Source organism: Streptomyces sp. NPDC051064, from assembly GCF_044455985.1.
Classification (GTDB): Bacteria; Actinomycetota; Actinomycetes; order Streptomycetales; family Streptomycetaceae; genus Streptomyces.
In genome coordinates, this window is the sequence record NZ_JBITFK010000004.1 from 276429 (window position 1) to 289414 (window position 12986).

Sequence of the window (12986 nt, forward strand, 5' to 3'; positions counted from 1 at the left end):
CCTTCACCGGCCGCCGGGCCTGTCCTCGGGCAGCTCCAGCCACCGTGCCGTGCCCGGCTCGATGACGTAGGAGCTGCCGTCCACCCTCACCCGGACCGCCGGCCGTTCCGAGTCCGGTACGGCGATCCTGAGGCGCTCGGCGCGGATGCGCAGGTCCACATCCCAGTGCCGGCGGAAGCGGAGCCGGATACGGAACTTGGAGAGCTGGGGCAGCGTGGCCGGCGCGAGCCACAGGGCGTCCTCGCGGGTGTCCAGGCCCGTCATGCCTCGCTGCACGAAGTCGAGGGTGCCGGCCATCGCTCCCAGGTGGATGCCCTCCTCCGTCGTACCGCCCTGGATGTCGGCCACGTCGCCGATCAGCGCCTCCTCGCAGTACGCCCAGGCGTCGTCGCGGTGGACGCGCGCCAGCACCCAGGCGTGGACGAGGGAGCTGAGGGTGGAGCCGTGGCTCGTACGGCCCACGTAGTAGTCGACGGTTGCCCGCCAGGTCTCGTCGTCGAGTGCGTGGCCGAGCCGGCCGAACAGCGCGACGAGTTCCTTGGGTGAGAAGAGGTAGCCGAGCATCAGCACGTCGGCCTGCTTGGACGCCTGGTAGCGGTTGACGGTGTCGCCCTCAGCCTCCAGGATCCGGTCGAGTCGCCGGATCTCCCCGTACCGCTGCCGGTAGCCGTCCCAGTCCAGCTCCTCCAGGTCGCCGTAGCCGGCGAACTGGCTGATGACACCCCGATGGTGGGGCACGTACAGCCGCCGGGAGATGTCGTCCCAGCGGTCCAGCTCCGACGGGTCGAGACGGATCAGTTCGAGGAGCTGCCGGCACCGGCTCCGGGGCAGCGTGCGGCAGAGCTCTCCGGCCCGTGCCAGCACCCAGGCCGCCGTCACGTTCGTGTACGTGTTGTCGTCGAGCCCCGCGGCGTCGGAATCCGGATAGGCGTCGTGGTACTCGTCGGGCCCGACGACTCCCCGGATGCGGTACCTCGCGAGGGCATCGTCCCACTCGGCGCTGTCCGCCCAGAAGCGGGCGATCTGCATCAGCATCTCGGCGCCCTTGGAGTAGAGGTACTCCGTGTCTCCGGTGGCCTGGCAGTACTGCCACACGTTGTACGCCACCGCCGAGCCGACATGGTGCTGCAGCCGTGAACGGTCGGGCAGCCAGCGTCCCGAGCGGGGGTTGAGGTGGACCTCCTGGGTCTCCTCGCGCCCCTCGTCGGCGCTCTGCCACGGATACATCGCCCCCGACCTGCCCACCGCGCGCGCGGCGGCGCAGGCCGCGGGGAGCCGCCGGTGGCGGTAGTCGAGCAACCCCCTGGAGACCTCGGGGAGATGGAGATTGAGGAAGGGCAGGACGAAGAGCTCGTCCCAGAAGACATGGCCCCGGTACGCCTCGCCGTGCAGCCCCCTGGCCGGCACTCCGACGTCGAGCTCGGCGGTGTGCGGTGACAGGGTCTGGAGCACGTGGAAGAGGTGCAGCCGCAGGATGTGTCCGGGCTCGCCCGGCACCTCCAGCTTCACCTGCTGCCACAGGTCCGCCCAGGCCCGGCGGTGCGAGGCCCGCAGCCGGACGTACGCCGGGGCGTCGCCCACCGCGGACACGGCGGCCCGCAGCGGACTGCCGATGGCCGGGTCACGGGAGGTGTAGAGGCCGACCGTCTTGTCGACGACCGCACCGGAGTCCGGGGCGAGCGGGAGGAGCAGCCTCTGGTGGACCGCGCGGGGCTGTTGCTCCGGTTCGGCCCGGTGGTCGCCGTTCCGTTCCGGGCCGCAGGATGCCACCGTGCGGGCGGCCAGGGCGATGCCGATGTCCGACTCCACCGTGCGGCAGCGCAGCCACACCATGGAGCCGGGCTCCGTGCCGGTCTCCCAGCCGGTGAGGTGGCGGTCGGCCAGGGCGCGGTAGCGCGCGACGCCGTTGTTGTGGATGTCCCCGTCGATCCCGGCCTCCACCTCCAGCTCGCCCGACCAGCCCTCCGCGGTGAACACCGTGTGCAGCGCGGCGAGATGGGGGTTGCCCATGTGCACCAGGCGCTCCTGCTCCACCGTCAGCCGGCGGCCGGCCCTGTCCTCGTACACCGAGCGGCGGGTCAGTGTCCCGCCGCGCAGGTCGAGCGCCTGGCGGTGGTCGACGAGGTGGGCGTGGTCGGGGGTCAGCCACGGGCCGGGGCGGGAGCCGGCGGGGCGCATGCGGTAGCGCAGCGGCAGCCAGTTGGGGAGGTTGACCATGTCCTCGTTCTCGACCTGCCGCCCCTGGACGGAGGAGGTCAGCCGGTTGTAACAGCCCGCGACATACGTACCCGGGTAGTGCGTCTCGCCCGCCGGGGTCTCGGGCGCGGCGCCGCGGGTGGCGAAGTAGCCGTTGCCGAGGGTGCACAGCGCTTCGCGCAGGCGTTCCTTCTCCGGGTCGTACCCCTCGTACGCCCAGATCCAGCCGCGCGCCATCAGTCCTCCCCGTCGATCAGCAGGTCTCCCGGATCGGCCACCACGAGGTCCGCGCCGTGACGGCGCAGGCCGGCGGCTCCCTCCGGGCTGTCCGTCCGGTCGACCCCGACGACGAGACCGAAGCCGCCCCGCCGGCCCGCCTCCACCCCGGCCAGGGCGTCCTCCACGACGGCGGTGTCCCCGGGCGGGACGCCCAGGCGCCGTGCCGTCTCCGTGAACAGGGCTGGGTCCGGTTTGCCGGGCAGTCCGAGGCGGCGCGCCTCGTTGCCGTCGACGACCGCCGTGAACAGGTCCAGCAGACCGGCCCCGGCCAGCAGCTCGGTCGCGTGCCGGGACGCGGACGCGGCGGCGAACGGCACCCGCGCTTCGTGCAGCACGTGCAGGAGACGGACCGTCCCCGGCCAGACCTCGATCGGACGGTCGCGCAGGCGCAGGGTGAACGTCTCGTCCTTGCGCGCGGCGACGGCCCGTACGGTCCCGGTGCCCGGGGGGTCGTCGGGGCTGCCTTCGGGGAGATCGAGGCCCCTGGACGCGAGGAACGCGGCGGCACCGTCCATGCGCGCCTTGCCGTCGACGTAGCGCCGGTAGTCGTCCTCCTCGTCGAAGGGCCGCTGGCCCTCGTGAGTGGCCAGACAGGCGTCGAACGCCAATTTCCAGGCTGCCGCGTGCGCCGGAGCGGAGTCGGTAATCACGCCGTCCGTGTCGAAGACGACGGCGTGCACGGAGAGCAGGACTGCGGCCGGTGACGCTGCACGTGCCATGCCCGGTGGTCCCTTCGTCGTGGCGCCTCCGTTCCATGGCACCAGGTTCCGGGCCGGACCGCTCCTCGTGGCTTCCGGAACGGGCGCACCGGAGCGGGCGCTCGCGGAGCGCTCCGAGCCCTTGTGCAAGCTCCGAGGCAACCACTGGCAAACAGTCGGGAAAGTTTCTAAATGTCCCCTTCGGAGCTACCGTAAAAACATGGCCAGAACCGAGCGTCAGACCCACCGGCAGGCGGAGTACGTGTGTCCGGCCTGCAAGCAGCCCGTCGAGACCGTGCTGGCGCGGCACAAGACCCTCGGCATCTTCGTCCCGCACTGGGGCGCGGGGCCGTGTCGCAACCCCGAGTGCCACCGGCACGAGGCGGAGGCCGGGGAGGCGTCCGCCTCCACCCGGGGTGCGGACTCCGTCGGGCGGTAGCCGGTACCCCGGATCAGGCCTTGGACCAGGTCTGGTTCGGAACGCCGGAGCAGGGGAAGAGCACCGCCGGGGTGCCGTTCGCCGTGTCCGCCTGGTAGATGCCTCCCGCTTCACCCGCACCGTCGAATGCGCCAACTACTCGGTCGAAGAGCTCGTCACCATCACCGACTCCATGGGTGAGACCCACCGCTACGAGCTGGACCCGCGCACGCTCGACGCCCTCGCCGCGCACTACACGTCCATGACCCGCGACGCCTCCTTCGGCAACGGCCGGGCCGCCCGCCGTGTCTTCGAGGGGATGGTCGACCGCCAGGCCTTCCGGCTGAGCAGCATGGCCGAACCCGCCGAGTTCCCTCCTGGACTCCTCCCGCCGCCGCACGGCCGCCGGTCTGCCGACACCCAAGGTCAGCCACCATCTGATCTTCTCCGGGCCTCCCGGCACCGGTAAGACCACCGTGGCCCGCCTCTACGCCGGGCTCCTGCACTCTCCGGGGGTACCGCCCCGGGGCCGGCTCGTCGAGGTGGCACGCGCGGACCTCGTCGGCCGGTACGTCGGCCACACCGCGCAGCTCACCAAGGAAGTCTTCGAAAGCGCCCTGGGTGGTGTGCTGTTCATCGACGGGGCCTGCACCCTCACTCCCGAGGGGGCGACCTCCGACTTCGGCCGTGAGGCCGTGGAGACACTGCTCAAGCTGATGGAGGACCACCGTGACGACGTCGTCGTCACCGCACCGGACTCCCCGGCTCTCGACGTGCTGCGCCGGCTGCTCCCCGAGGACGTTCCGGCCCTGCCGGGTCGCCGACTCACCGCGGTCGTCATGGTTCAGGCGTTCAGTCGGAGGTGCTGACCGGGGAAGATGAGGTGCGGTCCGTGGTCCAGGGCCTCGCGGTTCAGCTCGTACAGCGCGGGCCAGCCACCGGACACGTCGGCACGCTCGGCGATCTCCGAGAGGCAGTCACCGGGCTCGACGACGTACGTCTCCGCGTCGGCGAGGTCCTCGGACAAGTGCGTCGCGCCGCTGTCGCTGCCTGCGGTGCTGTCGTCGCTGTCGTTCGTGCTGCCCGACGTGCTGCCGGAGGACGTGTTCCCGGACGACGCGCTGCCGGACGACGTGTTCCCGGACGACGCGCTGCCGGACGACGTGTTGCTGGACGATGTGTTGCTGGACGAGCCGCTGTTCGAACTGCCGGTCGACTGACGCTCAGGCGCTGCCTGCGCCGTGTCACTCCCGTCGACACTGCCGCTGTCGCCGCTGCCGGACGAGGAGTTCGACGTACCGCTCGCTCCGAGGCGTCCGCACGTGGGCCAGGCACCCATTCCCTGTGACCGGGCGACGCGTTCACCGACGGCGATCTGCTCGGACCTCGTGGCGAGGTCGGCGCGGGGTGCGTACTGCCCGCCGCCGTAGGCCCGCCAGGTGGACGGGGCGAACTGGAGGCCGCCGTGGTAGCCGTTGCCGGTGTTGGTGTTCCAGCGTCCGCTGCTCTCGCACTCGGCGATGCGGTCCCAGTCGGTACCCGCCGTGACGGTCGGCGCGATGACGGCCCGCGCGGGGGCGGCCTGCGCCGGTACGGCCTGGGCCGGGGCCTGGGCCGGGGCCTGGGCGGGGGCGTCGGCGACGCTGCGGCCGGCGAGGCCGAGCACGCTCAGGAGGACGAGCAGAAGGACGAGCACCGATTCGACGGGCCGCTTGGCGAGGGGTGATGCCGGCATGACGGTATTTCCTCCGCTGTGCTCCGGAAGGTGTGCAAGGGCACGTACAGATAAGCCGCCGATATTCTTTTCGTTGGGCTTTGACGCGTTCAACGCCCGCACATTCACTCGGGTGGAGGGTCCCTCATGGCACTGTTCGGTAACGCGCACACCGTCGATCCGGCGGCCGCGCAGCGTGACTACGCACGGCTTCTCGGGCAGGGGGAGCAGGTGCACGCCGCGTATCTCCTGATCCGCGACACGATCCTCTTCACCGACCGCAGGCTCGTCCTCATCGACAAGCAGGGGATCACCGGCAAGAAGGTGGAGTACCACTCCGTCCCGTACCGGAGCATCACGCACTTCGCGGTGGAGACGGCCGGGACCTTCGATCTGGACGCCGAGCTGAAGATCTGGGTCTCAGGTTCCGCGACGCCGATCCAGAAGACGTTCACCAAGGGCGTCGACATCTACGAGGTGCAGGCCGTCCTCACCCAGTACGTCGCGCGCTAGCCCGGTCCCGGAGCCTGGCCATCTCCGCGCGGATCGCCGGCAGTCGGGCGTACAGCGCTTCGCCGGGACAGTACGTCGAGAAGGTGTCGCGGTGACCCGCCACGGCGTGGAGGTGGACCACCTCACCGCGCCGGTACAGGCTGTCGTCGTTCGTCGAGACCAATCGCACGAAGCCCTGCGGGTCGACGGCCCGGTCCAGTTTCCACGCGCCGACCTTCGCGATCCCCTCGATGAGCGCCTTCGGCACCGGTACGCCGGGGTCGAAGGTGCCGAGGGCCGCGATGCCCACGCTGTGCGCGTTGAACCCGGTGGTGTGGGCCCCGCGCACGGAGCGTCCGACACCGCCCGCCCTGCCCTCGTATATGGTCCCGCAGCGGTCGACGACGAAGTTGTAGCCGATGTCGTCCCAGCCCTCGCCCCGGACGTGCATCTCCTCCATCGCCCGGAGCATCTTGGGGGCGTCGGCGCAGTCGTAGCTGTTGGTGTGACCGGTGTGATGGACGAAGACGGCCTTCACCGCCCCCGCGTACACCGCGTGCTCCTTCACCAGGCTCTCGTCCGCGTGCCACTCCGCCCGGCTGACGATCGCGGGTCGCGGGGCGGCGGGCGGCGTGGCCGGCTTCGCGGTGGCCCTGTCGGGCGCGGCGAGGCGTACCGGCGCGTCCCGGAGGACCAGGAACGCCAGCGGCACGACCATGGCGCACACGACGGTTCGGCGAAGCCACATAGGGCCACCATGCGGGCTGACCAGCGACGTCGCAGGCGCCCACACCCAATCGGGTGAACCCGTGCCGACGCATCATCGAGCACCGCCAGGGCGGTCAGGAAACGGCGACCGCCTGCTGCTGCTCGATGATGCGTGCGGCGCGGTGCGGGGAGGTGTCGAGCCGGGCCAGCACGCCCGGGACCGCGTTGTTGGGCAGGATGAGCTCGAACAGTGCAGATATCTCGGCGACCAGGTCCGGCGGCTCGGCCATGGACTCGGTCACCAGCTGCACCCCGGTCCACGCCCCGACGACCAGCCGGGATGTGACCTCCGGATCGACGTGCGGAAGGAGCTCGCCGCGCTCCTTGGCCTCGGTCAGCATCTCCGTCCCGAGAGCGATCCAGTCCGGCCAGCGGGTGCCGAAGAGCCCGCGCGCACGCGGGTCCACGGACAGCCGGATCGAGGCACTGAGCAGAGGTTCCCGTGGCAGGCGGTAGGCGAGCAGGAGCGCCATGTCCACCCACTCCTGCAGCTTGAAGGTCTGCGGGGTGACCCCGTCCGACGTCACCGCCTCCAGGAGGACACCACGGGCCAGCTCCTCCTTCGACGTGAAGTGGAAGTAGAGGGCGCCCCGCGTGAGACCTGCCCGGTCGAGGATCGCGGCGATGGTGGCGGCGTCGTAGCCGTGCTCGTCGAAGACCTCGGCGGCCGCCTCCAGGAAGATCCGGCGCGTGCGGATCGCCCGTTGCTGTCGTGCCAACTCGCGCTCCCCTTTGAACGTTGCAAGACGCTACTTCAAAAAGTACCGGTGAACCGGTATCATATCAGCGCCGTAATGCCCATTTTGCGCCATGTCCGGGAGGGCCGTGCCCGACATACCCGCTGTTCCGTGCCCGCCGCTCCCGACTGAGGGGTGGGACGGCATCCTCAAGGAATACGTCCACCTCGGACGTTCCGACATGGTCCTCCTCACGTCCTGGCGGCGCAGGGAAGATGGCGAGTTCTCGCTGTCCGCGACATGGCCGGCCCTGGCTGCCGGCCTCCCTTACGACCCGCGGATGCTCACACAGACCGTCCGGCAGAGCGGCCTGACCATCGCGCACGCCGCCTACGGCGCACCCCTCTCCGATCACACCTTGCTGAACTACTTCGACTTCACCGTCGCTCCCGGGTTCGAGGTGCCATCCGGTGAGCCCTGCGACCTCGCTGTCGAGGTCACGGTCAAGAGCACCAAGGAGCGGGGCAGGAAGGTCACTTCACTCGACATGGAGTTCCGCATCCTCCGGGGTGGCAGCGTGGTGGTCCGCGCGGACTCCGAGTTCGGCTGGCTCTCCACGCGCGTCTACCGACGGCTTCGCGGCGAACACTTCACCGTCGACTGGAACGCATGGCCGCTGCCCGCTCCGGTCGATCCCCGCACCGTGGGCCGGTGCGCCCCGGCCGACGTGGTCCTGGCCGCCGGAGACCGCCCCCGGCACTGGCAGTTGCGCAACGACGTGGACAACACCGTGCTGTACGACCACCCCGTCGACCACGTCCCGGGGCTCGCCCTGATGGAGGCTGCCGACCAGGCCGCACACGGGGCCCTTCACCCCGCGCGCTTCGAACCGACCACCGTCACCAGCACGTTCGAACGGTACGCCGAGTTCGACCGGCCCTGCTGGATCTCCGCCGAGATCCTGCCCGCCGCCCCCGGAGAGACCTCGGTGCTGGTCACGGCGACACAGGACGGAGAAACGGTCTTCCGGAGCCGGCTGACCGGGCCCTGCGGCTGACGCGGCTCACTGGTTGACGAAGCCGCCGTCCACCGGCATGACCGTGCCCGTGAGGAAGGGACAGCGGTCGCTGAGCAGCCAGGCAGCCGCGTTGGCGATCTCCTCCGGCTCGGCCGTACGCCCCTGTGGGGTGAGGCCGTTGACCATTTCCTCGAGTCCGGGATTGCGGCCGAACCAGTCGGCCGTGATCTCGCTCCGGGTCGTGCCGGGCGCAACCGCGTTGACCCTGATGCCCTGTTGGGCGTACTCGTCAGCGGCGGCCCTGGTGAGACCGACGACGGCGTGCTTGGCCGCTATGTAGGGCGCGGCCGCCGGTATGGCCACCAGCCCGCCCACACTGCTGTTGTTCACGATGGAACAGCCCCTGGTGTTGGGCAACATGGCGGCGATCTCATGGCGGAGGCAGTTCCAGACGCCACGCACATTGGTGTCCATGACCGCGTCGTAGACGTCATCTCCCATGAGATGAAGGGGAGTCCGGTCGCCGCCGAGCCCCGCGTTGTTGAAGGCCGAGTCCAGGCGCCCGTAGGTGTCGACCGTGAAGCCGACGGCGCGGGCGGCGTCCGCCGCCACCGTGACATCGCAGACGACGTACGAGGCTTGGGCCCCCTTGTCCCTCAACTCGGCCACCAGCGAGGCAAGTCGGTCCTCCCGGCGCGCGGCAAGGACCACCGTCGCACCCTCCTCGGAGAACACCCGTGCCGCCGCCGCACCGATACCGCTGCTCGCCCCGGTGATCAGGACGACTCTGTCGTGGAGAAGATCGCTCATGGCGGCAGTCTGGCAGGCGATCCGGACCCCGGCCATGGCCGTTCCCCCCGAGCCTCACCCAGGATCTCCAGGGGCCCGGCCATAACCGACTGAATATCCCGTTTTCGTCTCGTCCTTCACCGGAACTCGTCCTTCACCGGAATCCGACAGCGGACCGCAGGAGCCCCCGCCTGCCCGGAGGCCCCGCGGTACTCTGCGGCATGCTCGCCATCCAGTTCGACCGCTTCGGTGGTCCTGACGTACTCCGCCCCGTGGAACTGGCCGCTCCCGTGCCCGGCCCCGGAGAGGTGCTCCTCACCGTCGAGGCCGCCGGGGTGAACTTCGCGGACACCCACCAGGTGGACGGCTCCTACCTCGCCGCCGACGCCCTGCCGTACGTCCCCGGCAGCGAGGTCGTGGGCCGAACCCAGGACGGCCGGCGGGTGCTGGCACGGGTCTCCCACGGGTACGCGGAGCAGGTGACCGCCAAGGAGTCCGGCGTCGTGGAGATCCCCGAGGACCTCGGTGCGGCCCAGGCACTGGCCCTCATGATGCAGGGCCTGACCGCCTGGCACCTGCTGCGGTCCGCGGCCCGGCTGCGCAGCGGCGAGACCGTCGTCGTGCACTCCGCTGCGGGCGGGGTCGGCAGCCTGGCCGTCCAGCTGGCCCGCGAGTTCGGAGCGGGCCGGGTGCTGGCCCAGGCCTCCACGCCGGACAAGGAGCGGCTCGCCCTGGACCTCGGGGCGGACGCGGTGATCACCTACCCCCTCGCGGAGAAGGCGGACATCGTCCTGGACGCCGTGGGCGGTGAGCTCTTCGACCGGGCCCTGGACTCCCTGGCGTCGTTCGGCCGGCTGGTGACCTACGGCAACGCCGCCCGGGACGGCTTCACCCCCGTCGACCCGGGGCGGCTGGGCCGGCTCAACGCCTCCGTCGTCGGGTTCTGGCTGCGCCCCGCACTCGCGGCACCGGGCGGGGTCAGCGGCCCACTGAAGGAGCTCTTCACCCTGGTCGCCGAGGGCCGCCTCAGGCCCGTGACCGGCGGCAGCTATCCGCTGGCCGAGGCCCGGCGCGCCCATGAGGACCTGCTCGCGCGCAGGACCACCGGGAAGCTGATCCTCACCCCCTGAGCAGCCGGCTTCCGGGGTGGCCCGAGGCCTCCGCGGCGCCGCGCCAGGGACACGAGCCGCGGGCGGAGGACTGTTACAGACCTTTCCGGCATCGGCGGGCAGGGAAGGGTGCCCGGACGCACCGCACCCCCGGGCCCGGAGGCCTCGGGGGTGCGGTTCGCGCGGGACGGGCGGAGGCTCAGACCTCGCCGGGCGTTCCGAGCATGGCGGACGCGTTCTCCAGCGGAGTGAGGGGCACCGCGGGGGCGGGCACCTCCGCCGGGCGGCAGGTGAAGCCGAGACGCGACAGCGCCCTGGTCACCTCGCCGGCGGAGAAGTCCCGGCGGTCCTGCCGGGTGATGATCTCGCCGACCTGCTTGACGGGGTAGACGCGGCGGTTGACCACCACCGCGTCACCCGTGACGGGCTCGGGCTTGACGCCCTTCATCGAGTCCTCGACCTCGTGCTTGAAGAGGTCGAAAGGGAAGCGGGCGATGACACAGCGCATGGTGCCTCAACAGGGTGGTCGTGAAGAAAGCCGGACAGGGTCGGCCGGGTTCCCGGCCGGGCGACTACGCGGCCTTGTTGGCCCGGCGCTGCACCGACGCCGCACGCGCCTGCGGCGTCGGCGTGTTGGCGTTGGAGCGACGCCCCTGGCCGGGACGCGCGCCGCGCCGGCCGCGGGGACCGGAACCGCTGCCCTTGGCGCGCTCCGACACCGGTGAGGTGATCGTGACGGGCACACCCGACGGCGCCTGGGCTCCGGTGATGCGGTTGAGCTCGGCCTCGCCGGAGCGGACCTGGGCGATCTGCGGCGTGATGCCTGCGTCCGCCATCAGCCGGGTCATCTCGCGGCGCTGGTTGGGCAGCACGAGCGTGACGACGCTGCCGGACTCCCCGGCCCGCGCGGTACGCCCGCCGCGGTGCAGGTAGTCCTTGTGGTCGCTCGGCGGGTCCACGTTGACGACCAGGTCGAGGTTGTCGACGTGGATGCCGCGGGCGGCGACGTTCGTGGCGACCAGCACCGTGACATGACCGGTCTTGAACCGGTCCAGGGTGCGGGTGCGCTGGGGCTGCGACTTGCCGCCGTGCAGCGCGGCCGCCCGCACACCGCTGTGCAGCAGGTGGTCGGTGAGCTTGTCCACCGCGTGCTTGGTGTCCAGGAACATGATCACCCGGCCCTCACGGGCGGCGATCTCGGTGGTCGTGGCGTACTTGTCGGCGCCCTGGACGTAGAGCACGTGGTGCTCCATCGTCGTCACCGCACCGGCCGCGGGGTCCACCGAGTGGACGACGGGGTCGTGCAGGTAGCGGCGGACCAGGAGGTCCACGTTGCGGTCCAGGGTGGCCGAGAACAGCATCCGCTGACCCTCGGCGTTGACCTGGTCCAGCAGCTCGGTGACCTGGGGCATGAAGCCCATGTCGGCCATCTGGTCGGCCTCGTCGAGGACGGTGATGGCGACTCGGTCCAGCCGGCAGTCGCCGCGCTCGATGAGGTCCTTGAGCCGGCCCGGGGTGGCGACCACGACTTCGGCGCCGCCGCGCAGCGCGCTGGCCTGGCGGCCGATCGACATGCCGCCGACGACCGTGGCCAGCCGGAGCTTGAGGGACCGGGCGTACGGGGTGAGCGCGTCGGTGACCTGCTGGGCCAGCTCCCGGGTGGGGACCAGGACCAGGGCCAGCGGACGGCGCGCGTCGGCACGGTTGCCCGCGGTGCGGGCGAGCAGGGCCAGGCCGAAGGCGAGCGTCTTGCCCGATCCGGTGCGGCCGCGGCCCAGGACGTCCCGTCCGGCGAGCGAGTTCGGCAGGGTGGCCGCCTGGATGGGGAACGGCACGGACATGCCCTCGGAAGCCAGCGCCGCCAGGAGGGGCGCGGGCATGTCCAGGTCCGCGAAGGACTCGGCGGCGGGGAGGGCGGGGGTGATGGTCACCGGCAGGGCGAATTCACCCGAGACGGAGGAGGAGCGGCGGCCGTAGCCACCGGAGCGCTTGGGTCCGCCGGAGCGGCCCTGCGAACCCGGGGCCCCCTGCCGTCCGGATGCCGTCCCGCGGAATCCGTTGGCGGTACGACTGCCTGCGGATCCGCCGGAGCGCGTCCGGGAAAATCGGTCGTTCGTGCGAGCTGTGCGATCGCGGTTCAAAGAAGAACCCTTCCCTCGAATGGCACGTATCGAGGGATTCTTTCCGGGCGGCTGCAGCCATGTACGGCGCCAAGAATCGCAAGAACGAGCCGATGAAATATCGAAAAACGAAGTCCGTCGGCCGGGTGAACCAGCCGGATTAGGCACTTCATATGACTGCAGATAACTGCCGTGCCGCGGCCCGCCCTCACCGGGGATTGCTCCACCGGTGCGACGGCCTCGGCAACGGCCGGGAAAGCACAACGAGCTGGGGCCCGCACCCCAAGGTGCGGGCCCCAGCTGCGCCATTCGCCTGAGTGATCAGGCGGGGGTGATGTTCTCCGCCTGCGGGCCCTTCTGGCCCTGCGTGACGTCGAAGTTCACCTTCTGGCCTTCCTGCAGCTCGCGGAAGCCCTGGGCGGCGATGTTCGAGTAGTGGGCGAAGACGTCAGCGCCGCCACCCTCCTGCTCGATGAAGCCGAAACCCTTTTCCGCGTTGAACCACTTCACGGTGCCAGTAGCCATGTCATATCTCCTTCGGGGCGTTGCCCGTGGACCCACACTGTGCGAGTCCTACGTCGCCGCAAATGATTGCCCCGACCGGAAAGAACCGGAAATACAAAAGTGCGCCCACCGGAGTGAAAACGGTGAGTGCACTTGAAGTTTTGGGAACCACAACTGCAACTGAGATCAACAGTAGCACGATTT

13 protein-coding genes and 1 pseudogene are annotated in these 12986 nt (G+C 70.7%); 5 read left to right on the top strand and 9 right to left on the bottom strand.

Going from position 1 to position 12986, the window contains the following annotated elements; all coding sequences use genetic code 11:
• Positions 1-3: 3 nt before the first annotated feature.
• Positions 4-2433 (bottom strand): glycosyl hydrolase family 65 protein, encoded by a 2430-nt coding sequence (locus ACIBCU_RS16180; protein WP_362927419.1) that lies wholly within the window; start codon positions 2431-2433, stop codon positions 4-6.
• On the bottom strand, positions 2433-3194 hold the full coding sequence (locus ACIBCU_RS16185; protein WP_362927420.1) for an HAD-IA family hydrolase: 762 nt from the start codon (positions 3192-3194) through the stop codon (positions 2433-2435). Before ACIBCU_RS16185 ends, ACIBCU_RS16180 begins: the two co-directional genes overlap by 1 nt.
• Positions 3195-3393: 199 nt before the next feature.
• On the opposite strand from ACIBCU_RS16185, the gene ACIBCU_RS16190 reads away from it, so the two are divergent.
• Both ACIBCU_RS16190 and ACIBCU_RS16195 read left to right on the top strand, forming a co-directional pair.
• Positions 3394-3612 (top strand): hypothetical protein, encoded by a 219-nt coding sequence (locus ACIBCU_RS16190; RefSeq protein ID WP_362927421.1) that lies wholly within the window; start codon positions 3394-3396, stop codon positions 3610-3612.
• A gap of 100 nt (positions 3613-3712) precedes the next feature.
• Positions 3713-4343 (top strand): annotated as a pseudogene (locus ACIBCU_RS16195) (AAA family ATPase); the annotation flags it as partial.
• A gap of 92 nt (positions 4344-4435) precedes the next feature.
• On the opposite strand, the gene ACIBCU_RS16200 reads toward ACIBCU_RS16195, so the two are convergent.
• Positions 4436-5326 (bottom strand): transglycosylase family protein, encoded by an 891-nt coding sequence (locus tag ACIBCU_RS16200; RefSeq protein WP_399231934.1) that lies wholly within the window; start codon positions 5324-5326, stop codon positions 4436-4438.
• 126 nt (positions 5327-5452) lie between these two features.
• Here ACIBCU_RS16200 and ACIBCU_RS16205 point away from each other — a divergent pair, with 126 nt between their 5' ends.
• Positions 5453-5818: a PH domain-containing protein gene (locus ACIBCU_RS16205; RefSeq protein ID WP_104787217.1), complete on the top strand. Its 366-nt coding sequence runs from the start codon at positions 5453-5455 to the stop codon at positions 5816-5818.
• On the opposite strand, the gene ACIBCU_RS16210 is transcribed toward ACIBCU_RS16205, so the two are convergent.
• On the bottom strand, positions 5796-6545 hold the full coding sequence (locus ACIBCU_RS16210; protein ID WP_362927423.1) for a peptidoglycan recognition protein: 750 nt from the start codon (positions 6543-6545) through the stop codon (positions 5796-5798). The two genes, ACIBCU_RS16205 and ACIBCU_RS16210, sit on opposite strands and share 23 nt — an antisense overlap.
• Before the next feature lie 94 nt (positions 6546-6639).
• Positions 6640-7284, bottom strand: coding sequence for a ScbR family autoregulator-binding transcription factor (locus ACIBCU_RS16215; RefSeq protein WP_356709313.1), 645 nt, complete (start codon positions 7282-7284; stop codon positions 6640-6642).
• A gap of 91 nt (positions 7285-7375) precedes the next feature.
• On the opposite strand from ACIBCU_RS16215, the gene ACIBCU_RS16220 reads away from it, so the two are divergent.
• A complete protein-coding gene (locus ACIBCU_RS16220) occupies positions 7376-8299 on the top strand; it encodes a ScbA/BarX family gamma-butyrolactone biosynthesis protein (RefSeq protein ID WP_362927424.1) in 924 nt (307 codons plus the stop codon).
• Between the two features lie 6 nt (positions 8300-8305).
• Here ACIBCU_RS16220 and ACIBCU_RS16225 read toward each other — a convergent pair whose 3' ends face one another.
• Entirely contained in the window at positions 8306-9070 is a 765-nt protein-coding gene (locus ACIBCU_RS16225) for an SDR family oxidoreductase (RefSeq protein WP_399231938.1), read from the bottom strand.
• Between the two features lie 200 nt (positions 9071-9270).
• Between ACIBCU_RS16225 and ACIBCU_RS16230 the strand changes: the two genes are divergently transcribed.
• Complete coding sequence (locus tag ACIBCU_RS16230) at positions 9271-10179, top strand: zinc-binding alcohol dehydrogenase family protein (protein WP_399231940.1); 909 nt, start codon at positions 9271-9273, stop codon at positions 10177-10179.
• A 178-nt stretch (positions 10180-10357) separates the two neighbouring features.
• Here the strand turns inward: ACIBCU_RS16230 and ACIBCU_RS16235 are convergent, their stop codons facing one another.
• From ACIBCU_RS16235 to ACIBCU_RS16245, 3 genes are all read right to left on the bottom strand, one after another.
• Entirely contained in the window at positions 10358-10666 is a 309-nt protein-coding gene (locus tag ACIBCU_RS16235; RefSeq protein WP_362927427.1) for an SCO5918 family protein, read from the bottom strand.
• A 64-nt stretch (positions 10667-10730) separates the two neighbouring features.
• Positions 10731-12299: a DEAD/DEAH box helicase gene (locus tag ACIBCU_RS16240; protein WP_362927428.1), complete on the bottom strand. Its 1569-nt coding sequence runs from the start codon at positions 12297-12299 to the stop codon at positions 10731-10733.
• A gap of 300 nt (positions 12300-12599) precedes the next feature.
• Positions 12600-12803 (bottom strand): cold-shock protein, encoded by a 204-nt coding sequence (locus tag ACIBCU_RS16245; protein ID WP_031090619.1) that lies wholly within the window; start codon positions 12801-12803, stop codon positions 12600-12602.
• Positions 12804-12986: the final 183 nt, after the last annotated feature.